The sequence below is a fragment of the Bradyrhizobium sp. 170 genome (genome assembly GCF_023101085.1).
Classification (GTDB): Bacteria; Pseudomonadota; Alphaproteobacteria; order Rhizobiales; family Xanthobacteraceae; genus Bradyrhizobium.
The window spans coordinates 141413-162776 of sequence record NZ_CP064703.1 but is presented as its reverse complement, the minus strand read 5'-3'; the positions used below and the strand labels follow the sequence as shown (position 1 = coordinate 162776).

The window sequence follows — 21364 nt, the reverse complement described above, 5'->3', positions numbered from 1 at the left end:
TGCTCTCAAGCGACGCTGGCGAACAGCGCCGGATCGAAACGACCTTCATATTCGAAATCGGCGGTGCCGGTCATCAGCACGTGATCGTCGCGCTCGCGCCATTCGATTGCAAGCTTGCCGCCAGGCAGCGTGATCTCGACCGTCCTGTTGGCGCGCTTCAGCCGCGCCGCCGCCACCGCGGTCGCGCAAGCCGCCGAGCCGCAGGCCCGGGTCAGCCCCACGCCGCGCTCCCAGGTGCGGATCGTGACGTGATCGCGATCGACGATATGGGCGAGCGTGATGTTGGCCCGGTCCGGAAAGATCGGATGATTTTCCAGCAGCGGCCCGAAGCGTTCGAGATCATAGGCGTTGACGTCGTCGACCCAGAAGATCGCGTGCGGATTGCCCATCGAGACCACCGACGGCGAATGCAGCACCGGCGCATCGATGGGACCTACCTGCAGCTCGATATAGCGGGTGTCGCGAAATTCCTCGGCCAGCGGAATATCCTGCCAGGCAAATTTGGGCGCGCCCATGTCGACGGTATAGAGATCGGGCGCCGGGCCCTGCCAGCAATTCAGCAACCCGGCGCGGGTCTCGAAGGTCACGGCGGTCTGGCCGGTCTCCTCGAACAGCCGGCGCACCACGCAGCGCATGCCGTTGCCGCAGGCGCCGGCTTCGGAGCCGTCACTGTTGTAGATGCGGATGAAGGCCTCGGTGCCCTGCAGCCGCGGCGGCTGCAATACCATCAACTGGTCATAGGGCACGCCCGCAGGCGAGGCGACCGCCCGCGCCTCCTCGGGTGTCACGGCGGCCTTGGAATCGCGCAAATCCACCACGACGATTTCGTTGCCGATGCCGTTCATCTTGGCAAATGCGTGGTTGGCCAGCGCGCTCATGGAATTTCCCAATTTCTGCCTGTCTTATATGGCGAATGATGGCGCATTGCCTAGTACACAGGGGCATATGACGCATCTGTCATGGGACGAAAGCGGACCTTGCGTGTTAGAAAATGGCGCCATTCTGGCGGGCGCGGACCGGGACATGCCGCCGCCAGATGGGGTGGATGGAGAATACCTGAAATGAACCGTATCAGCACTTTCCGTGCGGCCTTGGTCGCGCTCTCCATGGTTGCATCTGGCGGGGCCACGCTGGCCCAATCGCCGGCGCCCTCAGCCTCGCCGGCCGCGAGCCCGTCGGCTGTGCCCAGCCCCGCACCATCGGCGGCGCCTGTCCCGCCGCCGGCCGAGACCAAGTCGCCCGCGGATACCCCCACGGCGGAGAAAGCCCCGACGCCGGTGCCCCCTCCCCCCGCCGCCAGCGTCCAGAACGCCGATCCATTCGGCGAGGAGTTCACGCTCGAGCCCAAGAAAGTGGTTGTCATGAAGGGCACCGCGAATTGGGATTCGGCGTTCGACACCCTGATCGACGCGTTCAAGGCGCTGACCGCCGTGCTCGACAAGCAGGGCATCAAGGCCACGGGCAATTCGATGATCGTCTACACCTCGACCGACGATACCGGTTTTACGTTCCTGGCGCAGATTCCGGTCGATCAGGACGTCAAGAACCTGACCAAGGACATGAGCATGGGCAAGTCGCCCGACGGCAAGGCGCTGAAGTTCGTCCATCGCGGCTCCTACGACAACATGGACAACACCTATGAGGCGATCACCAATCATCTCGACGACAAGAAGCTCGAGGCCAAGGACACCTTCATCGAGGAATACATCACCGATCCCCTGAAGACGGCGGAGGACAAGCTGGTGATCAATGTCTATGTCCCGCTGAGGTGATCGGCATGAAGCGTCCGTTCGGCCTTGTCGTTGCCGCTGCACTGCTCGCCGCGCCCGCGCTGGCGCAGACAATGCCGCCGCCTGCGATTTCCGTGACCGGCGAAGCGAACGTGTCGGTGGCGCCCGATCAGGCCCAGATCGACGGCGGCGTGACGTCGGACGCCAAGACCGCGCGCGAGGCGTCGGATGCCAATAACGCGGCGATGGGCAAGGTGCTGCTGGCGCTCAAGGGCGCCGGCATCGAGGAAAAGGACTACCAGACCTCGCGGCTGTCGCTGCAGCCGCAATTTGCGACGCCGTCCAAAGCCGCGGAGCGCGCAACAGGTATCGTCAGCTTCCGCGCCAGCAATCGTGTCACGGTCAGGATTCGCGATGTGACCAAGGTCGCGAACGTGATCGACGTGCTGGTGGGCGCCGGCGCCAACGAGATCGGCGGCATCAATTTCACGGTAACGCAGGCGTCAAAATTTCTGGACGAGGCCCGCGAGAAGGCGATCGCGGATGCGCGCCGCAAGGCGGAGATCTACGCCAAGGCTGCCGGCGTGACACTCGGCGAGCCGATCAGCATTTCCGAGGAAGGCGCGCCCGTGCCGCTATATCGCGGCAAGGTGGCCGCGCCCATGGCCGCCGGCGCACCGGTCGCGCAAGGCGAGGAGACGCTTTCAGTGACGGTGAGCGTGTCCTGGGCGATCAAGGCCGCGCAGTAATTGCTGTCGTCCCTGCGAAAGCAGGGACCCATAACCACAGGACTTTGTGGTTAGGCCGAGCTGGAGCTCCAGCTTTTCCAAACAATCAGCAACGGTGGCTATGGGTCCCTGCTTTCGCAGGGACGACGAGCGGCTAGATCTCGTACACCTGCCCCGGCTTCAGCGCCGCGAACCGCTCGGGCGGGATCTTCGCTTCCTTGAGCGCATCGGCCAACGCGTTCACCGGCGCGTCGATCGCCTCATCCGTGAGCTGGAACGTACCGTGATGATGCGCCAGCGCTTGCTCGGCGCCGCAATCGGCGAGCGCCTTCACCGCGTCCGACGGATTCATGTGTTGATCCTTCATGAACCAGCGCGGCTCATAGGCGCCGATCGGCAAGATCGCCAGCCGCAGCGGCCCATGCTTCTCGGCCACGCGGCGGAAATGCTTACCCTCGCCGTAGCCGGAATCGCAGACGATGTAGATTTTTCCCGCGGGCGTCTCCAGCACGAAACTCGCCCACAGCGCCTTGTTGCGGTCGAACAGTCCGCGCGCCGACCAGTGCCGCGTCGGCACCAGCGTCACCGCGATGCCATTGCCGAGCTCGACACGGTCCTGCCAGTCGAACCCTTCGGCTTTGATCGCTGCGTCCGTGTCGCGCATGGTGGCATCATTGCCGAGCGGCGTGATCACGCGCGGCGAAAATTTTGCCGACAGCTTCGATAGCGTCGCGATGTCGAGATGGTCGTAATGACCGTGCGACACCAGCACGACGTCGATCTTGGGCAGCGCGTCGAAGGCGATGCCGGGATCGTTGTGCCGGTGCGGCCCGGCAAAGGAAACCGGCGAGGCCCGCATCGACCACACGGGATCGATGAGGATGTTGAGATCCCGGGTCTGGATTAGCCAAGAGACATGGCCGACAAACGACAGCCGCACCTTGTCGCCGGAAACACGCGGCGGCGGCGTATCGCTGTGCGTGTTCGGCACCCAATCCGGCCAGCTCGCACGCTTGCGGTCGGTGCCGAACTGCCAGCGCAGCACCTCGGCCAATGATTTCGGCGGCACCCCGTCGGGATCGAAGAAGCGGGTTCCGTCGAAATGGTCGGAGACGGGGCCGTCATAGGTTTTCATGTTGCTGATCCAGATCGAGGGAACGCCAACGGCCGCGGCGGCCCCAGCGAGCAGTCCAAAAACACGGCGGCGGCTGATGAGCACGGGGGATCACGATAGGCGGGAGAGAACGAAGGGCATGGGGCGTTATATGGCGTGTGCGGGTTGAACTTTGAACCTGCGGCGAAAGGAAGCCCGTTCGCCCGGCCACCTTGATCATCAAAAACAGAACCATGTCAAAGCCTTACGCCTCAACCGTAGGGCATTATGCCCTAGTTTCTCCTTGACTTTCGCTCCCTCCGGGCGTTTAACCCGCCCACTTTCTCGGAAAGACGTTCTTTTCGACCCGCCGCCCGGCCCATGAGACCGGAGGCCAACGCCCGACAGCGCGATGCGCCCTCGGGCGCGAAAGTGTTTGGACGATCGTTTTGGCGTGTTCCGCCGGGACATATCTAGGTCGTCATCACCCGCCTTGTGCGCAATTGCGCACTGGAGCGGGTGATCCAGTCTCCCAGAGCAGCTCGGATTGAACCGAGAGGCTGCGGCGTACTGGATAGCCCGCCTTCGCGGGGTATGACGGTGGTGAACTAAGGCAGCGCCTGCAAACGGCAGGACAGAGGACAACGGCATTGTTCGACAATCTGTCGGAAAAGCTTGGTGGGATACTCGATCGGCTGACGGGCCGCGGTTCGCTGTCGGAGGCCGACGTCGACGCCGCGATGCGCGAGGTGCGCCGCGCGCTGCTGGAAGCCGACGTCTCGCTCGACGTTGTCAGAGGTTTCATCGACCGCGTCCGCGAGCAGGCGGTCGGCGCCACCGTCGTCAAGTCGGTCACCCCCGGCCAGATGGTGGTCAAGATCGTCCATGACGAGCTGGTCGCCACGCTTGGTTCCGACGGCCAGACCATCGATCTCAATGCGGTGCCGCCGGTCGCCATCATGATGGTCGGCCTGCAGGGCTCCGGCAAAACCACCACCACCGCAAAACTCGCCCGCCGCATGACCCAGCGCGACAAGCGCAAGGTGCTGATGGCCTCGCTCGACATCTACCGCCCGGCGGCGATGGAGCAATTGGCCGTGCTGGGGCGCGACCTCGACATCCCGACGCTGCCGATCGTGGCCGGCCAGAAGCCGGCGCAGATCGCCAAGCGCGCCATCGAAGCCGGCAAGCTCGGCGGCTACGACGTGGTGTTGCTCGACACCGCCGGCCGCACCACGCTCGACGAAGAGATGATGAGCGAGGCCGCGGAAATCAAAACCACGGCCAATCCGCATGAAGTGCTGCTGGTCGCGGACTCGCTGACCGGTCAGGACGCGGTCAATCTCGCGCGCGCCTTCGATCAGCGCGTCGGCCTGACCGGCATCGTTCTGACGCGGGTCGACGGCGACGGCCGCGGCGGCGCCGCGCTGTCGATGCGCGCGGTGACCGGCAAGCCGATCAAGCTGATCGGCACCGGCGAAAAGACCGACGCGCTGGAAGATTTTCACCCGAGCCGGATCGCCGGCCGCATTCTCGGCATGGGCGACGTGGTCTCGCTGGTCGAGCGTGCCGCGGCGAATATCGACGCTGAAAAAGCGGCGCGCACCGCCGAGCGGATGCGCAAGGGCCAGTTCGACCTGACCGACATGCGCGAGCAGTTGCTGCAGATGGCGAACATGGGCGGCATCAGCGGGTTGATGGGCATGATGCCCGGCGTTGCCAAGATGAAAAACCAGATCGCCGCCGCCGGGATCGACGACAAGATCCTCAAGCGTCAGGTCGCGGTGATCGATTCGATGACGCGGCAGGAGCGCAAGAATCCCGATATCCTCAAGGCCAGCCGCAAGAAGCGCATCGCCGCCGGCGCCGGCCTGGAGGTCCAGGAAGTCAACAAGCTGCTGAAGATGCACCGGAACATGGCCGACATGATGAAGGCCATGGGTTCGGGCAAGCGCGGCCCGATGGCCGGCATCGCGCAGGCGATGGGGTTTGGCGGCGGCATGAAGCCGCCCTCGCCGGAAGAGATGAAGGCGATGGCGGAAAAGATGCAGGGCGGCGCCGGCGGCGGCCTGCCGAATTTGCCGAAGGATCTTCCCGTCGGCCTGCGTCAGGGCCTGCCCAACGTGCCAGGACTTACCGGGCTCAGTGGCAAGCCGACCCTGCCGGGCCTCGGCGGCTTTCCGGGGAAGAAGAAATGACCTCTTACCAACACGCGCCGTCATCGTCCGCCTTGTGCGCAATTGCGCACTGGGGCGGACGATCCAGTACGCCGCGCTCCCTCGGTTCAATCGCTACCGCCTGCGATTACTGGATGCCCCGCCTTCGCGGGGCATGACAGGCGAGGCAAGACCCTCTCGCAATGACGCCAATTCGCACCGTTCAAATCACTGAGTTTTACATTTAACAGGAGAACCAAATGTCAGTCGTTATCCGCCTCGCTCGCGCAGGCACCAAGAAGCGTCCGGTCTATCACGTCGTCGTCGCCGACTCGCGCTTTCCGCGCGACGGCCGCTTCATCGAGCGTCTCGGCCATTTCAATCCGCTGCTGCCGAAGGACAATGAGTCGCGGCTGAAGCTCGACATGGACAAGGTCAAGTCCTGGCTCGCCAAGGGCGCGCAGCCGTCCGATCGCGTGACCCGCTTCCTGGATGCCGCCGGCATCGTCAAGCGCCCCGCCCGCAACAACCCGGAAAAGGCCGTGCCGCGCAAGGAGCGCAAGGCCGCCGCAGAAGCCGCCGCGAAGGCGTAAAGCGAAGCGGCGCACGACGGTGGCAGCACCAATTTGCGTCGCCCGTATCGGCGCCGCGCATGGCGTGCGCGGCGCGGTGAAACTATGGACGTTCACCGAAGATCCGCTGGCCGTAAAACATTACGGCCCGCTGATGACGAAAGACGGCGCGCGCCAGTTCGAGGTGACGCATGCCCGTGAGGCCAAGGATCATCTGGTTGCGACGCTGAAAGGCATCGCCACCCGCGAGGATGCCGAACGGCTCAACGGCATCGAGCTTTATATCGCGCGCGAAAAACTGCCCGAGACCGATGAGGACGAATATTATCACGCCGACCTGATCGGGCTGGCGGCGGTCAACGCCGCCAATGAGCCGCTCGGCCGCGTCACAGCGATCCATAATTTCGGCGCCGGCGACATTATCGAAATTGCGCCGGCGCAAGGCCCGACCATGCTGCTGCCGTTCACCAATGCGGTCGTGCCGACGGTCGATCTCGCCGGCGGCCGCGTGGTGATCGAGCTGCCGCAGGAAATCGAAGGCGACGACGCCCCGACACTCACGTGATGGGTTTGATATGACCTGGCGCGCCACGGTTCTCACGCTCTTCCCCGAGATGTTTCCCGGGCCGCTCGGCGTCAGCCTGGCGGGCAAGGCGCTGACGTCAGGCCTGTGGCAGCTGGAGGCGCGTGACATCCGGGCTTCTGCCACCGACAAGCATCGCAGCGTCGATGACACCCCCGCCGGCGGCGGCCCGGGCATGGTGCTCCGGGCCGACGTGCTGGCGGCGGCGATCGATGCCGTGGATGCCGGCCAAACTCGACCGCGCCTCCTGATGAGCCCGCGGGGTCGGCCATTGACCCAGTCGCAGGTGGCGGAACTGGCCGCCGGGCCCGGTCCCCTGGTCGTCTGCGGCCGGTTCGAGGGGGTCGATCAGCGGGTCATCGAGGCACGGCACCTCGAGGAAGTCTCGATCGGAGATTATGTGTTGTCAGGCGGCGAGATCGCCGCGATGGCGCTGATTGATGCCTGCGTGCGGCTTTTGCCGGGTGTCATGGGCAAGCAGGCCTCGGGCGAGGACGAAAGCTTTTCCGATGGACTACTGGAATACCCCCAATTCACCCGTCCGCAGGAGTTCGAGGGCCGGACGATCCCCGAAATCCTGATCTCGGGCGACCATGCCAAGGTGGCGGCCTGGCGTCGGGCCGAAGCCAAGGCCCTGACCCGGGCGCGGCGGCCGGATTTATGGGCCGCGGGGCCCGGCCAAAAAGCCACAAAAAGCACGACAGACGGGTGACAAGCGCGGTCCGATGCCTTATACGAGCGCCAAATCCGCGCAATGGCAGGATAGATGGACGTCGCGCAGCCCGCTGCCGGGCGCGCCGCCGATGGAGATTTCAATGAACCTCATTCAACAGCTCGAAAAAGAGCAATTCGACAAACTGTCGGCGACCAAGTCGATCCCGGAATTCGGGCCCGGCGACACCGTGATCGTCAACGTCAAGGTGGTCGAAGGCGAGCGCACCCGCGTGCAGGCCTATGAAGGCGTCTGCATCGGCCGTTCCGGCGGCGGGCTCAACGAGAGCTTCACCGTGCGCAAGATTTCCTACGGCGAAGGCGTCGAGCGCGTGTTCCCCGTGATGTCGCCGATGATCGACTCGATCAAGGTGGTGCGCCGCGGCAAGGTGCGTCGCGCCAAGCTTTATTACCTGCGCCAGCTGCGCGGCAAGTCGGCCCGCATCGTCGAGAAGCAGGACCGCGCTACGGCTGTCGGCGAGTAATTCGTCCCGAATGGGACGTGACAAAGCGCGGGGTTCTGCCCCGCGCTTTTTTTGTTGCCGGTACCTATCTAGGGATCAGCCCTGCCAATCGATTGATTGTGGCGGCCGCACGCCCTGTGTTAGAAATTCAGAATGGTTCTAGATCCTACCAGCGCCGCCTTCGGCACCGCCCAGCTCGTCGTCATCGACGATCGCTCGCGCCTGCCCGGCCGGTTCTTCGGACGGTTCGCGACTTCGGCGACGTCGGAACTTACGTGCGCGGCTTGACGCTGCGCCGACGTCCGTTGCTTGCGCGTATCCGCGCTTGACCGCTCACACAGAATTTCATTTTGGAGCTGACGCTCATGTCCAAACCGACCACGCTGTACGACAAGATCTGGAACGACCATCTGGTGCACGAAGCCGATGACGGCACCTGCCTGCTCTATATCGACCGCCATCTGGTGCACGAGGTGACCTCGCCGCAGGCGTTCGAAGGCCTGCGCGCCACCGGTCGCAAGGTTCACGCGCCGGAAAAGACGCTGGCCGTGGTCGATCACAACGTCCCGACAACCGACCGTTCAAAACCCAATCCCGACCCTGAAAGCATCGAGCAGATCCGGGCGCTGGCGGATAACGCCAAGGAATTTGGCGTCGAGTATTTCAACGAATACGACAAGCGTCAGGGCATCGTGCATGTGATCGGCCCCGAGCAGGGCTTTACGCTGCCCGGCACCACCATCGTCTGCGGCGACAGCCACACCTCCACCCATGGCGCGTTCGGCGCGCTGGCCCACGGCATCGGCACATCAGAGGTCGAGCACGTGCTGGCGACGCAGACGCTGATCCAGAAAAAAGCAAAAAACATGCGCGCGGTGGTCGACGGCAAATTGCCCGACGGCGTCACCGGCAAGGACATCATCCTGGCGATCATCGGCGAGATCGGCACCGCCGGCGGCACCGGCTATGTGCTGGAATACGCCGGCGACGCCATCCGCGCGCTCTCGATGGAAGGCCGCATGACGGTCTGCAACATGTCGATCGAGGGCGGCGCCCGCGCTGGCCTGATTGCGCCGGACGAAAAAGCGTTCGAGTTCCTTAAAGGTAGGCCGAAGTCGCCGAAGGGCGCCGACTGGGACGCCGCGATGCGCTATTGGGAGAAGCTGCGCTCGGACGAAGGCGCGCATTTCGACCACGAGATCCGGCTGGACGCTGCGAAACTGCCGCCGATCGTGACCTGGGGCACTTCGCCCGAGGACGTGGTGTCGATCTCGGGCTTCGTGCCGGATCCCGATGAGATCGCGGACGAGGCCAAGCGGCTGTCGAAGCACCGCGCGCTGAAATATATGGGACTTTCAGCGGGAACGAAGATCACCGACATCAAGCTCGACCGCGTCTTCATCGGCTCCTGCACCAACGGCCGCATCGAGGATCTGCGCGCGGCCGCAAAGGTCGCCGAGGGCAAGACCGTCAACGCCCACGTCAATGCGATGATCGTGCCGGGCTCGGGCATCGTGAAGGAGCAGGCGGAAGCCGAAGGCCTCGACAAGATCTTCATCAAGGCGGGCTTCGAGTGGCGCGAGCCGGGTTGCTCGATGTGCCTCGCCATGAACCCCGACAAGCTGTCGCCGGAAGAACGCTGCGCCTCGACCTCGAACCGCAATTTCGAGGGCCGTCAGGGATTTAAAGGCCGCACCCATCTGGTGTCGCCTGCCATGGCGGCGGCCGCAGCCATCGCCGGGCATTTCGTCGACATCAGGGACTGGCGTTAACCCTGCTTTGCCTAGATAGCGAGGCGTTCCGGAAACGCCGCGTTAACAGGCAAGGCGCAGAATGGTCCCTTGCGAAGCGCTTTCGCGAGGGACCCGGCCGTGACGGACAAGCCTGAATTCGTCGATATGATCAGCGAGCTGACGCGCCAGTCGCGCCGCCGCGTCATGCCGCGCGTCGTCGATCTCCCAACATCACCCAAGGATACGTCACGTCTCAGTCACTGGCCGCCGGAGCATTGGGCACAGTGGCGAATGGAAAAGCTGACGCCGTGGAAGATCAAGCCTTGGGAAGGCAAGGATTGGTGAGTTCGACGGATATTCTTTCACGCTCGAAAAAACAGGCGCCATCCGGGCGCCTGTTTCGTTTCAGCCTGATCTTACCAATACCGGTATGCGTAATAGCGGTGGCGCCACCACGGACGGCAGATCTTGCGCGGCCCGTAATAGGTCAAGATCACCCGGCAGCGGCGCGGATAATAGTAGGCCGGGTATGTGTAGTAGGCCGGCGCGTAGTAGAAGCGGCTGTGGAAGTGGCGCCGGTGGTGGAAGTGCGGCCGATGGAAGACGTGAGGCCGGTGGAACGCGTGACGATGTGCGAAGCGGTGGCCGCCGCCATGGAAGACCGGCGCCGCACGAAAACCGCCACGGTGGATCGCCATCCCACCACCTCTGAACCCGCCGCCGTGAAAGGCCGCGCCGCCACCGCGGAAGCCGCCGCCATGAAACGCCGCTCCGCCGCCGCGGAAGCCACCGCCATGGAAACCGCCGCCGCCACCGCCGCGGAAGCCACCGCCTCCACCACCGCGGAAACCACCGCCGCCATGGCCGCGATGTTGAACTTCGGTCGTCAGTCCGTCGGTTGCGTATTTTGCTGACGGCGCCGTACCGGGACTTGCTAGCGAGAGTGCCTCGGCGCGGTGATGTGATGCCGCTGCGAGCGCGAATACCGCCGCAGCGGTAACGCCCAGACGGCGGACAAGGCCGCGTCCGGGATCGGATATCGTCATGGATGAACCTCCCTAACCGGCGACGGCGCGCCCTCAACCGCTCTGCGGCTGGTCCCCGTCGCGTTTCTTCTTTGCGGTCGCTCCCAACGTGAAATTAGAGACAGGCACGTGAACGCGCCATGAATGCGCCGATCCCAAAGATGAACGCGCAGGAGAAAGCACAAGAGAAAGCGCAAAAGAGATTTGCGGCTGGCCGAAGTTGTGCACGCTCACCACCAGACCGGACCAAACCCGATGCCGAAGGTGAACGGCGCCGGTGCGTAATAGGGATACGGCCGATAGTAGACCGGCCGGCTGTAATAATAGGGCCGGTAGTACGGGCGAGAATAGCCGTAGTGGCGATAATGGCGCCTGACATAACGGTGCGCGCTGAAATCGGTGGCATCGGATGTGCCGGCATTCTGCGCCTTCGCCTGTGGCGCAGCGGCGACCGGACTGATCGCGGCCGGTCCGGCGACCACGAGCGCGCCAGCGACAAAGGCCGCCCCGATCAAACTCTTCATGCCGGACTCCTCTCGTTAATCCCCATGACAGAGATAACGGGCAGCAATCTCGCCAGTTTCAAGGCGCTCTTCAAATCGAAACAGGCCCGCAATGAACGGGCCTGCTCGATTGCTGCGCTAGGCAGTCGCGCTCACCAGCGGTGCCAGTGGCGATGGCCATGATGATGGTGGTGGTGGCGGTGATGGTGCCAGCGATGCCAACGGTGATGGCGGTGATGCCGCCAATGCACTTCCGTCGTCGCCAGCCTGGCATCTTCCTGAACCGCCGCGGCGGCGCCGGGATTGCTGAGCGACAGCGCATTGGCGCGCTCGGCCGGCGCAGCGAGCGCGAGCACTGCGCCAACGGCGGCGAGCCCCAGAATTTTCGTGAACTGCATGAATGCTCTCCTTGGGTCGGGTGCCACGTCTGCGCCGAATCGCTCGCCGCAACGCTGCACGCAATCTGACGCAAGCGACTTGAATGGGTCCTGAATGAATGCGCCACGAACATGAACGGATGACGGCCACGGCTCGCCGCAATCCTTGCGCACGCCAACCGGCGCAGGACGCCGTCACAACTTCAGCGTGGAGCGCCCGCAGAGTCGGCCCGACCCGCGTCAACGAAATGCGCGATAAAAAATGGAGCGAAAAAAACCTAGCCGGGCCGCCAGTAGCAGTTCATGCGCGGGGTGATCACCGCGCCGCTCGGCCGGTACTCCTGCACGTAATGCGCGGTGCAATCGCGCACGGCGTTGGGGCCGGGGTTATAGCGCGGATAGACGTCAGGCGCCCATTCCTGGCGATAGATCGGCACGCGCCGCAGCGGACGCCGGCGCTGCGCGGACACATCGGCGACGGACGGCCCCTGCGCCTGCACGATCCGCAGCCCCGGCGATGCCGTCTGCGCCTGCGCCATCGTACCGGGGAGCAGGAGCCCGGCAAAAGCAGCCCCAATTGCGACCGTCACAATCCGTTTCATCTTAAGTCCACCCACGCCTGATATCCCCCGTACGGTCACCGATTGGCGCGCCGCGGTCAACTCCGCAAAACCAGTATGCGCCCGGGCACAACACACGCTAAATACGTCCTGATGTGGACCGAAGCAAAAGCCCCCTCGCTCGCCGAAATGGAAACCATGGCGCATGAGGTGTTCGAACGCCTGCCGAAGGGCTTTCGAACCCTGTGCCAGGGCGTGATCATCCGCGTCGACGATTTTCCAACCGACGAGGTTCTGGACGAGATGCAGGCGCAAAGCGAATTCGACCTGCTCGGCCTGTTCCAGGGCATAGGCCTGCCGCAGCAGAGCAATCAGGACATCGCCCGCTTGCCCAACATGATCTGGCTCTACCGGCGGCCGATCCTCGATTACTGGGCCGAACATGAGGAAACGCTGGGCCATATCGTCCGCCACGTCCTGATCCACGAGATCGGCCACCATTTTGGGCTGTCGGACGCCGATATGGAGGCCATCGAGGCCGGCGCGGGCTAAAGCGTTTTCGGGCGAAAGCCTGCCCGCACTTGGATAGCGGGGTGGGGACCGGTTCGCGCCAGGAAAACGCGTCGAAACAAGGGACCTATGCCCAAATTGGCCTTTTGCCGGGGCCATATTCGCGATAAATCAGCAGCCCTGTCCCCCCTTCAACCGGGAAGTGCGATCGATGGAAAAGTTCACCACACTGGAAGGCGTCGCGGCGCCCCTGAAGATCATCAATGTCGACACCGACATGATCATCCCGAAACAGTACCTCAAGACCATCAAGCGCACCGGCCTTGGCAAGGGGCTCTTCTCCGAGCAACGCTACAAGGATGACGGCAGCGAGAACCCGGACTTCGTGCTCAACCAGCCGGCCTATCGCAACGCCAAGGTGCTGGTCGCCGGCGACAATTTCGGCTGCGGTTCCAGCCGCGAGCACGCGCCGTGGGCGCTCCTGGATTTCGGCATCCGCTGCGTGATCTCGACCTCGTTCGGCGACATCTTCTACAACAACTGCTTCAAGAACGGCATTCTGCCGATCCGCGTCACCCAGGACGACCTCAACAAGCTGTTCGACGACGCCGAGCGCGGCGCCAACGCCACCCTGACCATCGATCTCGCCAACCAGGAGATCCGCGGCCCCGACGGCGGCAAGGTGAAGTTCGAGATTGATCCGTTCCGCAAGCACTGCCTGATGAACGGCCTCGACGACATCGGCCTGACCATGGAAAAGAAGTCGTCGATCGACGATTACGAGGCGAAGCTGAAGAAAGAGCGCGCCTGGGCGTGATCGTGTTACCTGGTTGTGTTACGAGAGCCCCGATCGCATCGGGGCTCTTTCGTTAAGCGGAGGCGACGCGGATGCGGCCTGACGTCGTCACTTTCTGGCATGGCCCGCTCGACGGGCTGCGGCTGACCTGCCTGCGGTCGCAAGTCGCCGCCGGCCACAAGGTCACCGTCTACAGTTTCGATCCGCTGCCGGGCCTGCCCGACGGCGTCGGCAATGCCGAGGCCGAGGCGATCCTGCCGCATTCGTTTTCCGAACGGCTGCGCCCGCCCGAGCCGGACGGAAGCTGGCGCGACTGGACCATTTTGCAGTTCAGCGACTTTTTCCGGATGCGGCTGATGGCCGAAAAGGCCGGCCTGTGGCTCGACGCCGATGTGCTGTTGCTGAAGCCGGTCGAGATCGATCCGGCAAAGCCTTACTTCGCCTGGGAGCGTCGGCGCCAGCTCGGCAACTCGGTGTTGTACCTGCCTGCGAATGATCCCATCGTGCGAGCGTTCGAGGAGCTGATGGAGCAGGAAGATTTGACGCCGGACTGGCTGGCGCTGCGTCATCGCCTCACCTTCATGCTGCGCCAGTTGCGACGCCGATCGAGCCGTCTGTCCGACATCCGCGTCGCGATCTATGGCCCGGCCGCGCTGACCGCGCTCGCCCGCCGCTCGGACGAATTGCAGCACGCACTGTCCAAGCAATCTTTTTACGCTGTCCATGCTGAGCCGAAGCTGTTCTTCGAACAGACGGATTTTTCAAGCCTGATCGCTGATCCCCAAATCATCGGCCTCCACATCTCGCCAAAAGGCCGCGGGGGCGAGAAGCCGATTCCGGGCAGCCTTTATGCCTGGGCGGCGGAGAAGTTTGGCTCGCGATAGCAACCCTCCCCTGGAGGGGGAGGGTAAAGATCAATGATCACCCGCCCCGCTCCCAATTTGATCCAGCGCAACGACGCGCGCGCGCGTCTGCGCTCACCCTTGGGCCATTCAAGCACCCCAAGGGAGCCGTGCCATGACCGTTCAGGAAAAGCCCTATCCCATCGTCAGCCTCGTGGTCGACGTCTTCGGCGAATGGCTGAAGCACCGGCGTGAGCTGAAGGAAATGCGCGAGATGGACGCCGCCAGTTTCGGCCGGATCGCCGGTGAATTGCGGATGTCGTCCACCGATCTGGAGGCGCTGGTCCGCCGCGGGCCGCATGCCGCCGACGAACTGCCGAAGATGCTGGCCGCGCTCGGCGTCGACCAGGACAGTCTGACGCGGAGAGAGCCGCTCGTGCTGCGCGACATGGAGCGCGTCTGCTCGCTGTGCAACCACAAGCGCCAATGCGACCGCGATCTCGCCGCCGGCACCGCCGCTGCGCATTATGAGGAATATTGCGGCAATGCCGACACGATCGACGGTCTTGGTCCGCGGGAAAATTCGTAGCGGGCACTCCCTTCCTTCTCCCACAAGGGGAGAAGGGAGGAGTATCTAGTGCCCCATCGCCGCGATCGCGTCCGCAATCGCGATCGTCCGCTTCGCCATGTCGGCGTGCAGCCGCTCCACCATCCGCCCATCGAGCTGGATGGCGCCGCGGGAGGCGTTTTCCGGCTTTTCGAATGCTGCGATGATCTTGCGCGCCTGCTCGACCTCCTCGGCCGGCGGCGTGAAGATGGCGTTGCAAGCCTCGATGTGGCTCGGATGGATCAGCGTCTTGCCGTCGAAGCCGAGATCGCGGCCCTGCGCGCATTCGGTCGCAAAGCCATCGATATTGCTGATGTCGCTGTAGGGGCCATCGAGAATTTCGAGCCCGTGCGCGCGCGTCGCCAGAATGCAGTGCGTGATCATCGGGATCATCGCCGCTCGGCCCGGCTGCATGCGGATCCGCGTCTCCCGCGAGATATCATTGGGCCCGAACACGAAGCCCGCAAGCCGGGTCTCGGAATCCTTCGATGCCGCCGCGAGCTTGTCGGCGTCCAGCACCCCGCGCGCGGTTTCGAGCATGGCCCAGACCCGGATCGACATACCGGCGTTGATGTCGCTCAGGCGGTTGGCGATGGCGTTGAGATCGGCCACGGTGGAAACCTTGGGAACCAGGATGCCGTCGGGCCGGGCCTTGCCGGCCATGGTGACGTCGTCGACCCACCACGGCGTATCGAGGCTGTTGACGCGGATCAGCACCTCGCGCTTGCCGAATCCGCCGGCCGCAATGGCTTTTGCGATCTGGTCGCGGGCCATCGCCTTGGCGTCCGGCGCCACCGAATCCTCGAGGTCGAGAATGATGCCGTCGGCCGGCAGGCTGCGCGCCTTTTCCAGCGCCCGCGCGTTCGACCCCGGCATGAACAACAGGCTGCGGCGCGGACGGATCATGGGCTGGTTCCTCTGGAGGCTTCGAGCCCCACGCCCTAACATTTCAAACTGGGGTCCGAAAGCCTTGTTCCCGTCATCGGCTTATGGTTAGCCATGTGCGGGTACAGACAGGACACCATGGCTCCATTCCCGCAACACCTGCTCGACGGCTACCGGGCCTTTACCTCGCAGCGTCTGCCGACCGAACAGACGCGCTACCGGGAACTTTCCGAGCGCGGCCAGTCGCCCGCCGTGATGGTGATCGGCTGCTGCGATTCGCGCGTCTCGCCGGAAGTGATTTTCGACGCCGGCCCCGGCGAACTCTTCGTGGTGCGCAACGTCGCCAATCTGGTGCCGGTTTTCCAGCCGGACGGCGGCGCCCATGGCGTCTCCGCGGCGCTGGAATACGCAGTACAGGTGCTGCGCATAAAACACATCGTGGTGCTCGGCCATGCGCAATGCGGCGGCATCCGCGCCTTCATCGACGATATCGACCCGCTGTCGCCGGGCGATTTCATCGGCCGCTGGATGGCGATGTTCATCAAGCCGGGCGAGAAGGTCGGCCAGCGCGCGCACGAGACCCGGCAGGATTTCACCACGCGGATCGAGAAGGCCGCGGTGTTCCGCTCACTCGAAAACCTGATGACGTTTCCGTTCGTGCGCAGCCGCGTCGAGCGCGGCGAGATGGAATTGCACGGCGCCTATTTCGGCGTCGCGGAAGGCTCGCTGTTCGTGCTCGACCCGGATGCGAAGGAATTTCGCAGCGTCAGGGACGGCGAATAAGCCGCAGGGTGGGCAAAGGCGCACCGCGCCGTGCCCACCATCTGTCCTTGATCGCAGTGCTGAATGGTGGGCACGCTTCGCTTTGCCCACCCTACGAATTCGGGCTTACGCCGCCTTTTTCTTCGCGCTGATCAGCTTGCGGTTGATAAGGCATTCGGCGATCTGGATCGCATTCAGCGCGGCGCCCTTGCGCAGATTGTCCGACACGCACCACAGCTGCAGGCCGTTCTCGACGGTGTTGTCCTCGCGGATGCGGCTGATATAGGTCGCGTCCTCGCCCGCTGCTTCATACGGCGTGACGTAGCCGCCGGGCTCGTGCTTGTCGATGACCAGGCATCCCGGCGCATTGCGCAGGATGTTGCGCGCTTCATCGGCCGTGATCGGGTTCTCGAATTCGATGTTGACCGCCTCGGAGTGGCCGACGAACACAGGCACCCGCACGCAGGTCGCGGTCAGCCTGATTTTGGGATCAAGAATCTTCTTGGTCTCCATCATCATCTTCCACTCTTCCTTGGTGTAGCCGTCCTCCATGAAGACGTCGATGTGCGGGATGACGTTGAAGGCGATGCGCTTGGGGAATTTCTTGTTGATGAGCTCGCTGTTGGTGTAGACGGCCTTGGTCTGCGAAAACAGTTCGTCCATCGCATCCTTGCCGGCACCCGAGACCGATTGATAGGTCGAGACCACGACGCGCTTGATGGTGGCCTTGTCATGCAACGGCTTCAGCGCGACCACGAGCTGCGCCGTCGAGCAGTTCGGATTGGCGATGATGTTCTTCTTGGCAAAGCCGGCGACCGCGTCCGCGTTCACTTCCGGCACGATCAGCGGCACGTCCGGATCCATCCGCCAGGCCGACGAATTGTCGATCACGACCGCGCCGGCGGCGCCGATTTTGGGCGACCATTCCTTCGACACCGAACCGCCGGCCGACATTAGGCAAATGTCGACGTCGGAGAAATCATAGTGCTCGAGCGCTTTGACCTTCAGGGTGCGGTCGCCATAGGAGACCTCGACGCCGACGCTGCGGCGCGAAGCCAGCACCACGACCTCGTCGGCGGGGAATTTGCGCTCGTCGAGAATGTTGAGCATTTCGCGCCCGACATTGCCGGTCGCGCCGACCACAGCGACTTTGTAACCCATCGTTCACTCTCCGAGGAAAAATGCTGCCCCGCCGCGGCAAGCGGAAAGGGAGAAGGCAGCGCTTCTATGCGAGAAACGCCGATATGACAACGTTTGACGGCTGTGTTTGGGCGTTTGATGCATTCGTTTCCGGCCGGTTCGGCCAATTCCTACCATACGCTGAGCATCCGACCGGCGCTGGCAAGTTTCGTAGACGAGGTCTGCGGCACGCTGGCACGGCTCTGCGCCTATCTGATGACGCTGGCGCTGATGGCCATTTGCGGTATCGCGTTATGGCACCATTTGCCCGATGTCACGGCGATGGAGACGTCGTCCAAAACCTGGAGCAAGGCCGGGCGCAGCACACCCGCGTTCGCGGTAAGCCAGCTCATTTTCCCCGGTAAGACAGAGACTTACGAAGTTTTTCGACATCCCGAGGGCGGCCGCAAGGATTTGTTCCGCTGGAGCGGCATCGGCGGCACGCCGGTCGCCGAACTCGAAATCTATCGTTCGGGTGACGAAATCGATCAAGTCGGCTCGGCGGCCGGCTACCTTGCCGCAAGGATGGACCCGGCTGGCCCACGCGAGTTGGAGGCGGCAGGAGTCATCGACAGCAAGTTCGGCGCCGTAACGCTGTTTCGCCGGGTCGGCGGCACCGAGGCCGCCCGCGCCTGCCTCCGATTTTTCAGGCACGTCGACGAGCCGAAATTCCGTCTCTCCGGCTGGTCATGCCTGGGCGAAGACTTGCCGGCGCGCCGCACGGCGATCGGCTGCATTCTGAACCGGCTGATCCTGCTGACGGCCGGAAACGATGCAAAACTGACAGAATTGTTCGCCCATGCCGAAGTCAGGCGCAGCGATTGCGCGACATCCGGCGCGCCGGCCTTATCGGCGGATTGGGTGACGGGCGCCGATAACCCGCATTTGCGCGGCGCGCTGTAATCCGCCGTTGACGGGGCCTGCTTCCGCAACCCCTGACAATTGTGGCAACAAGCAGCCAAGACACTGGTTTTCATGAAACTTTTTCGCTTCGCACGGCATTATTCCGGCGCGGTGTGGCGCAATTGACCTAGCGACGATGGTCCCGCCATGGCTACAATGCATGCAACCAGATGTTGGCGATCCGCCAGCCCGCAAGGGCGGACAATGACGAGGATGCAATGACCCGAAAATTCCCCGCTGCGAGCAAGCTCGCGATGTTGCTTGCTGCGGCTGCCCTCGTCGCGCTCGGCTCGGCTTCCGCCAGCGCCCAGTCCAAGCAACAGCGATATGACCGGGACGGCCGCCCCTATTACGGGGCGAACGGTCCCAACCGCTCCTACCAGCAGGGCCCGCGCACCCGCGTCTTCGTCACCACGCGCTCCTGGCTCGATGCCGGCACGGAAGTGTTGCCGGGCGACCGCAAGTTCCTGGACTACGCCTTCCCGTCGGATTTTGGATATCCGACGTTCGCGCGCGAAAACCTCAACCGACCGATCGACCGCCAGCCGCTCAACCCGCCGTCGGACATGGGCGGCTATCCGCTGACCGTCCCGCTGCCGCCGTATTAAGCTGCATTCGCCAGATGAAAAAAATGCCCGGTCGAGACCGGGCATTTTTGTGACCTTCAGCGAGCGAACGCCGGATCGTAGCGCTCACAAAACTGATCGATCGCCTCGGAGCGAAAATCGCTCAGGCGCTCGAAGATGATCTCATCCGGCCAGTCCCACCAGGCGATGCGGCGCAGGCTTTCGGCAACCGCATCCGGAAAGCGCTGACGGATCGGGCGCGCGGGAACGCCGCCGACGATGGTGTAGGGCGGCACGTTGCGGCTGACGACCGCGCCCGCGGCAATGACAGCACCGTCGCCGACCGTCACGCCCGGCAGCAGGATGGCGGCATGCCCGATCCAGCAATCGTTGCCGACGATTACCCTGTCGCTGCGGCGCTCCGCAAAGAAGTCGCGGTCGCGACTGGCCGTCGGCTCGTAATATTCCGGGCAATAGGTGAAGCGATGCTGCGACGGCCGGCCCATCGGATGGTTCGGCGCGCCGATCCGCACCGAATTGGCGATCGCCGTGAACTTGCCGATCACGGCGTCGGCGATCTCGCAATTTTCCCCGAGATAGGAGTAGTCGCCGAGCGAGGAATATTCGATGCGTGTGTTGCACAGGACTTCGCAACGCCGGCCGATCTGCGCCTCGCGCAGCCGCACCGTTTCATGGACGATTGTTTCCGCGAGCTTGGGGCGATGCGACGCGTCCATCAGACAGCTCCGATGATGTTGTCAGCAGCGAAACCGTAGGGTGGGCAAAGGCGCAACGCGCCGTGCCCACCATTTTTCTACATTCGTAGCTGGTTGGTGGGCACGCTTCGCTTTGCCCACCCTACGATTCCCGGCAGCGTTCACGCGTGCAGCTTCTGAAGCTCCTTCAGGATCGCCTCGCCCATCTGCGTGGTAGAGGCCGCCGTCGTGCCCTCGGACTTGATGTCAGCGGTGCGCAAACCGCTGGCGAGCACGGCTGCGATCGCCGCATCGACCTTGTCGGCCAGCGCGCCCATGTCGAAGGAATAGCGCAGGGCCATGCCGAACGAGGAGATCATCGCAATCGGATTGGCGAGGCCTTGGCCTGCGATATCGGGCGCGGAGCCGTGCACCGGCTCGAACAGCGAGCGGCGCTTTTTGGTCTTGGCATCGACTTCGCCGAGCGACGCCGAGGGCAGCATGCCGAGCGAACCGGTCAGCATCGCCGCGATGTCCGACAGCATGTCGCCGAACAGATTGTCGGTTACGATGACGTCGAACTGTTTTGGCGCCTTCACCAGCATCATGCCGCCGGAATCGGCGAGCTGATGTTCCAGCGTCACGTCCTTGTATTCGCGCCCATGCACCGCCGTCATGACCTCGTTCCAGAGCACGCCCGACTTCATGACGTTGCGCTTTTCCATCGAGGTCACCTTGTTGCGGCGCTTGCGCGCCAGATCGAAGGCGACGCGGCCGATGCGCTCGATTTCATAGGTGTCGTAGACTTGGGTATCGATGGCGCGCTTCTGGCCGTTGCCGAGATCGGTGATGGTCTTCGGCTCGCCGAAATAGACGCCGCCGGTCAATTCGCGCACGATCATGATGTCGAGGCCTTCAACCGCCTCGCGCTTCAGGCTGGAGGCATCCGCCAGCGCCGGATAGCACACGGCGGGGCGCAGATTGGCGAACAGGCCGAGATCCTTGCGCAGCCGCAACAGGCCGGCCTCGGGCCGCACCTCGTAGGGCACGCTGTCCCACTTGGGGCCGCCGACCGCGCCGAAGATGATGGCGTCCGCAGCCACAGCCTTGGCCATGTCGCCTTCCGAAATCGACACCTTGTGCGCGTCATAGGCGGAGCCGCCGACCAGACCCTGCTCGGTCTCGAACTTCGCGATGCCCTGCTTGTTCAGCCAGTCGATCAGGCGCTGCACCTCCCCCATCACTTCGGGGCCGATGCCGTCGCCGGGGAGAAGCAGCAGTTTATGGGTCGCCATGGTCAGGTCCTTCTAGGCTCTCTGGTCGTCATTCCGGACGCGGAGCGCAGCGAGGCGATCCGGAATCCATGCCGGCCACGAGCGCAAGC

At 63.8% G+C, this 21364-nt stretch carries 28 protein-coding genes; 20 read left to right on the top strand and 8 right to left on the bottom strand.

Annotated elements, in window-relative coordinates; genetic code table 11:
• Positions 1-5: 5 nt before the first annotated feature.
• Positions 6-878 carry a diaminopimelate epimerase gene (dapF, locus tag IVB05_RS00800; RefSeq protein WP_247782574.1) on the bottom strand — a complete coding sequence of 291 codons (873 nt, stop codon included), beginning with the start codon at positions 876-878 and terminating at the stop codon, positions 6-8.
• On the opposite strand from dapF, the gene IVB05_RS00795 reads away from it, so the two are divergent.
• Genes IVB05_RS00795 through IVB05_RS00785 form a run of 3 tightly spaced genes read left to right on the top strand, consistent with a single transcriptional unit; the run spans position 877 to position 2479 of the window.
• Positions 877-1065 carry a hypothetical protein gene (locus IVB05_RS00795; RefSeq protein WP_247782573.1) on the top strand — a complete coding sequence of 63 codons (189 nt, stop codon included), beginning with the start codon at positions 877-879 and terminating at the stop codon, positions 1063-1065. The genes dapF and IVB05_RS00795 overlap by 2 nt on opposite strands.
• Positions 1062-1772 (top strand): GyrI-like domain-containing protein, encoded by a 711-nt coding sequence (locus tag IVB05_RS00790; protein ID WP_247782572.1) that lies wholly within the window; start codon positions 1062-1064, stop codon positions 1770-1772. Before IVB05_RS00795 ends, IVB05_RS00790 begins: the two co-directional genes overlap by 4 nt.
• Positions 1773-1777: 5 nt before the next feature.
• Positions 1778-2479 carry an SIMPL domain-containing protein gene (locus IVB05_RS00785; RefSeq protein WP_247782571.1) on the top strand — a complete coding sequence of 234 codons (702 nt, stop codon included), beginning with the start codon at positions 1778-1780 and terminating at the stop codon, positions 2477-2479.
• Positions 2480-2612: 133 nt separating this feature from the next.
• On the opposite strand, the gene IVB05_RS00780 is transcribed toward IVB05_RS00785, so the two are convergent.
• Positions 2613-3677, bottom strand: a complete 1065-nt coding sequence (locus tag IVB05_RS00780) for an MBL fold metallo-hydrolase (protein WP_247782570.1) — start codon at positions 3675-3677, stop codon at positions 2613-2615.
• Positions 3678-4201: 524 nt separating this feature from the next.
• Between IVB05_RS00780 and ffh the strand changes: the two genes are divergently transcribed.
• From ffh to IVB05_RS43685, 9 genes are all read left to right on the top strand, one after another.
• Positions 4202-5749, top strand: a complete 1548-nt coding sequence (gene ffh, locus IVB05_RS00775; protein ID WP_247782569.1) for a signal recognition particle protein — start codon at positions 4202-4204, stop codon at positions 5747-5749.
• Between the two features lie 218 nt (positions 5750-5967).
• Positions 5968-6300, top strand: coding sequence for a 30S ribosomal protein S16 (gene rpsP, locus IVB05_RS00770; RefSeq protein WP_247782568.1), 333 nt, complete (start codon positions 5968-5970; stop codon positions 6298-6300).
• 19 nt (positions 6301-6319) lie between these two features.
• Entirely contained in the window at positions 6320-6844 is a 525-nt protein-coding gene (gene rimM / locus IVB05_RS00765; protein WP_247782567.1) for a ribosome maturation factor RimM, read from the top strand.
• Between the two features lie 10 nt (positions 6845-6854).
• Positions 6855-7574, top strand: a complete 720-nt coding sequence (gene trmD / locus IVB05_RS00760; RefSeq protein WP_247782566.1) for a tRNA (guanosine(37)-N1)-methyltransferase TrmD — start codon at positions 6855-6857, stop codon at positions 7572-7574.
• 103 nt (positions 7575-7677) lie between these two features.
• Positions 7678-8058, top strand: coding sequence for a 50S ribosomal protein L19 (rplS, locus tag IVB05_RS00755; RefSeq protein ID WP_247782565.1), 381 nt, complete (start codon positions 7678-7680; stop codon positions 8056-8058).
• Between the two features lie 132 nt (positions 8059-8190).
• Positions 8191-8325, top strand: a complete 135-nt coding sequence (locus IVB05_RS43455; protein WP_256473129.1) for a hypothetical protein — start codon at positions 8191-8193, stop codon at positions 8323-8325.
• A gap of 77 nt (positions 8326-8402) precedes the next feature.
• The gene (gene leuC / locus IVB05_RS00750) at positions 8403-9809 is read left to right on the top strand and encodes a 3-isopropylmalate dehydratase large subunit (RefSeq protein WP_247782564.1); all 1407 of its coding nucleotides are present in this window, start codon (positions 8403-8405) and stop codon (positions 9807-9809) included.
• A gap of 99 nt (positions 9810-9908) precedes the next feature.
• On the top strand, positions 9909-10115 hold the full coding sequence (locus IVB05_RS00745) for a hypothetical protein (RefSeq protein WP_108520693.1): 207 nt from the start codon (positions 9909-9911) through the stop codon (positions 10113-10115).
• A gap of 218 nt (positions 10116-10333) precedes the next feature.
• Positions 10334-10684 carry a hypothetical protein gene (locus tag IVB05_RS43685; protein WP_346771819.1) on the top strand — a complete coding sequence of 117 codons (351 nt, stop codon included), beginning with the start codon at positions 10334-10336 and terminating at the stop codon, positions 10682-10684.
• Positions 10685-11025: 341 nt separating this feature from the next.
• On the opposite strand, the gene IVB05_RS00735 is transcribed toward IVB05_RS43685, so the two are convergent.
• On the bottom strand, positions 11026-11319 hold the full coding sequence (locus tag IVB05_RS00735) for a hypothetical protein (RefSeq protein WP_247782562.1): 294 nt from the start codon (positions 11317-11319) through the stop codon (positions 11026-11028).
• A 158-nt stretch (positions 11320-11477) separates the two neighbouring features.
• Here IVB05_RS00735 and IVB05_RS43680 point away from each other — a divergent pair, with 158 nt between their 5' ends.
• On the top strand, positions 11478-11765 hold the full coding sequence (locus IVB05_RS43680; RefSeq protein WP_346771818.1) for a hypothetical protein: 288 nt from the start codon (positions 11478-11480) through the stop codon (positions 11763-11765).
• A 188-nt stretch (positions 11766-11953) separates the two neighbouring features.
• Here IVB05_RS43680 and IVB05_RS00725 read toward each other — a convergent pair whose 3' ends face one another.
• A complete protein-coding gene (locus tag IVB05_RS00725) occupies positions 11954-12277 on the bottom strand; it encodes a hypothetical protein (RefSeq protein WP_247782560.1) in 324 nt (107 codons plus the stop codon).
• 111 nt (positions 12278-12388) lie between these two features.
• Here IVB05_RS00725 and IVB05_RS00720 point away from each other — a divergent pair, with 111 nt between their 5' ends.
• The 4 genes from IVB05_RS00720 (at position 12389) to IVB05_RS00705 (ending at position 14972) form a co-directional block, all read left to right on the top strand.
• Positions 12389-12787, top strand: coding sequence for a metallopeptidase family protein (locus IVB05_RS00720; protein WP_247782559.1), 399 nt, complete (start codon positions 12389-12391; stop codon positions 12785-12787).
• 169 nt (positions 12788-12956) lie between these two features.
• Positions 12957-13562 carry a 3-isopropylmalate dehydratase small subunit gene (gene leuD, locus IVB05_RS00715; RefSeq protein ID WP_247782558.1) on the top strand — a complete coding sequence of 202 codons (606 nt, stop codon included), beginning with the start codon at positions 12957-12959 and terminating at the stop codon, positions 13560-13562.
• 71 nt (positions 13563-13633) lie between these two features.
• Entirely contained in the window at positions 13634-14425 is a 792-nt protein-coding gene (locus tag IVB05_RS00710; RefSeq protein WP_247782557.1) for a capsular polysaccharide synthesis protein, read from the top strand.
• 133 nt (positions 14426-14558) lie between these two features.
• Positions 14559-14972, top strand: a complete 414-nt coding sequence (locus tag IVB05_RS00705) for a DUF6455 family protein (protein WP_247782556.1) — start codon at positions 14559-14561, stop codon at positions 14970-14972.
• 45 nt (positions 14973-15017) lie between these two features.
• Here IVB05_RS00705 and IVB05_RS00700 read toward each other — a convergent pair whose 3' ends face one another.
• Complete coding sequence (locus IVB05_RS00700) at positions 15018-15896, bottom strand: CoA ester lyase (protein WP_247782555.1); 879 nt, start codon at positions 15894-15896, stop codon at positions 15018-15020.
• Between the two features lie 117 nt (positions 15897-16013).
• Here IVB05_RS00700 and IVB05_RS00695 point away from each other — a divergent pair, with 117 nt between their 5' ends.
• On the top strand, positions 16014-16658 hold the full coding sequence (locus IVB05_RS00695; RefSeq protein WP_247782554.1) for a carbonic anhydrase: 645 nt from the start codon (positions 16014-16016) through the stop codon (positions 16656-16658).
• A gap of 105 nt (positions 16659-16763) precedes the next feature.
• Here IVB05_RS00695 and IVB05_RS00690 read toward each other — a convergent pair whose 3' ends face one another.
• Positions 16764-17798 (bottom strand): aspartate-semialdehyde dehydrogenase, encoded by a 1035-nt coding sequence (locus IVB05_RS00690; protein WP_247782553.1) that lies wholly within the window; start codon positions 17796-17798, stop codon positions 16764-16766.
• A gap of 117 nt (positions 17799-17915) precedes the next feature.
• Here IVB05_RS00690 and IVB05_RS00685 point away from each other — a divergent pair, with 117 nt between their 5' ends.
• Positions 17916-18719: a hypothetical protein gene (locus IVB05_RS00685; RefSeq protein ID WP_247782552.1), complete on the top strand. Its 804-nt coding sequence runs from the start codon at positions 17916-17918 to the stop codon at positions 18717-18719.
• A gap of 218 nt (positions 18720-18937) precedes the next feature.
• Complete coding sequence (locus tag IVB05_RS00680) at positions 18938-19327, top strand: hypothetical protein (RefSeq protein ID WP_247782551.1); 390 nt, start codon at positions 18938-18940, stop codon at positions 19325-19327.
• A gap of 56 nt (positions 19328-19383) precedes the next feature.
• Here IVB05_RS00680 and IVB05_RS00675 read toward each other — a convergent pair whose 3' ends face one another.
• Complete coding sequence (locus tag IVB05_RS00675; protein WP_247782550.1) at positions 19384-20022, bottom strand: CatB-related O-acetyltransferase; 639 nt, start codon at positions 20020-20022, stop codon at positions 19384-19386.
• 140 nt (positions 20023-20162) lie between these two features.
• Positions 20163-21275 (bottom strand): 3-isopropylmalate dehydrogenase, encoded by a 1113-nt coding sequence (gene leuB / locus IVB05_RS00670; protein WP_247782549.1) that lies wholly within the window; start codon positions 21273-21275, stop codon positions 20163-20165.
• Positions 21276-21364: the final 89 nt, after the last annotated feature.

Excerpts from the sequence above, each read along its gene's own strand:
- leuD (WP_247782558.1), top strand. The coding sequence starts at position 12,957 with ATGGAAAAGTTCACCACACTGGAAGGCGTCGCGGCGCCCCTGAAGATC.
- IVB05_RS00790 (WP_247782572.1), top strand. The coding sequence starts at position 1,062 with ATGAACCGTATCAGCACTTTCCGTGCGGCCTTGGTCGCGCTCTCCATG.
- rplS (WP_247782565.1), top strand. The coding sequence starts at position 7,678 with ATGAACCTCATTCAACAGCTCGAAAAAGAGCAATTCGACAAACTGTCG.
- rpsP (WP_247782568.1), top strand. The coding sequence starts at position 5,968 with ATGTCAGTCGTTATCCGCCTCGCTCGCGCAGGCACCAAGAAGCGTCCG.
- trmD (WP_247782566.1), top strand. The coding sequence starts at position 6,855 with ATGACCTGGCGCGCCACGGTTCTCACGCTCTTCCCCGAGATGTTTCCC.
- IVB05_RS00700 (WP_247782555.1), bottom strand. The coding sequence starts at position 15,896 with ATGATCCGTCCGCGCCGCAGCCTGTTGTTCATGCCGGGGTCGAACGCG.
- IVB05_RS43680 (WP_346771818.1), top strand. The coding sequence starts at position 11,478 with ATGATGATGGTGGTGGTGGCGGTGATGGTGCCAGCGATGCCAACGGTG.
- IVB05_RS00685 (WP_247782552.1), top strand. The coding sequence starts at position 17,916 with ATGCATTCGTTTCCGGCCGGTTCGGCCAATTCCTACCATACGCTGAGC.
- IVB05_RS00720 (WP_247782559.1), top strand. The coding sequence starts at position 12,389 with ATGTGGACCGAAGCAAAAGCCCCCTCGCTCGCCGAAATGGAAACCATG.
- IVB05_RS00710 (WP_247782557.1), top strand. The coding sequence starts at position 13,634 with ATGCGGCCTGACGTCGTCACTTTCTGGCATGGCCCGCTCGACGGGCTG.
- leuB (WP_247782549.1), bottom strand. The coding sequence starts at position 21,275 with ATGGCGACCCATAAACTGCTGCTTCTCCCCGGCGACGGCATCGGCCCC.
- IVB05_RS00785 (WP_247782571.1), top strand. The coding sequence starts at position 1,778 with ATGAAGCGTCCGTTCGGCCTTGTCGTTGCCGCTGCACTGCTCGCCGCG.
- IVB05_RS00705 (WP_247782556.1), top strand. The coding sequence starts at position 14,559 with ATGACCGTTCAGGAAAAGCCCTATCCCATCGTCAGCCTCGTGGTCGAC.
- IVB05_RS00725 (WP_247782560.1), bottom strand. The coding sequence starts at position 12,277 with ATGAAACGGATTGTGACGGTCGCAATTGGGGCTGCTTTTGCCGGGCTC.
- dapF (WP_247782574.1), bottom strand. The coding sequence starts at position 878 with ATGAGCGCGCTGGCCAACCACGCATTTGCCAAGATGAACGGCATCGGC.
- IVB05_RS00795 (WP_247782573.1), top strand. The coding sequence starts at position 877 with ATGGAATTTCCCAATTTCTGCCTGTCTTATATGGCGAATGATGGCGCA.
- IVB05_RS00675 (WP_247782550.1), bottom strand. The coding sequence starts at position 20,022 with ATGGACGCGTCGCATCGCCCCAAGCTCGCGGAAACAATCGTCCATGAA.
- IVB05_RS00695 (WP_247782554.1), top strand. The coding sequence starts at position 16,014 with ATGGCTCCATTCCCGCAACACCTGCTCGACGGCTACCGGGCCTTTACC.
- IVB05_RS00735 (WP_247782562.1), bottom strand. The coding sequence starts at position 11,319 with ATGAAGAGTTTGATCGGGGCGGCCTTTGTCGCTGGCGCGCTCGTGGTC.
- leuC (WP_247782564.1), top strand. The coding sequence starts at position 8,403 with ATGTCCAAACCGACCACGCTGTACGACAAGATCTGGAACGACCATCTG.
- IVB05_RS00690 (WP_247782553.1), bottom strand. The coding sequence starts at position 17,798 with ATGGGTTACAAAGTCGCTGTGGTCGGCGCGACCGGCAATGTCGGGCGC.
- IVB05_RS43455 (WP_256473129.1), top strand. The coding sequence starts at position 8,191 with ATGGTTCTAGATCCTACCAGCGCCGCCTTCGGCACCGCCCAGCTCGTC.
- IVB05_RS00680 (WP_247782551.1), top strand. The coding sequence starts at position 18,938 with ATGACCCGAAAATTCCCCGCTGCGAGCAAGCTCGCGATGTTGCTTGCT.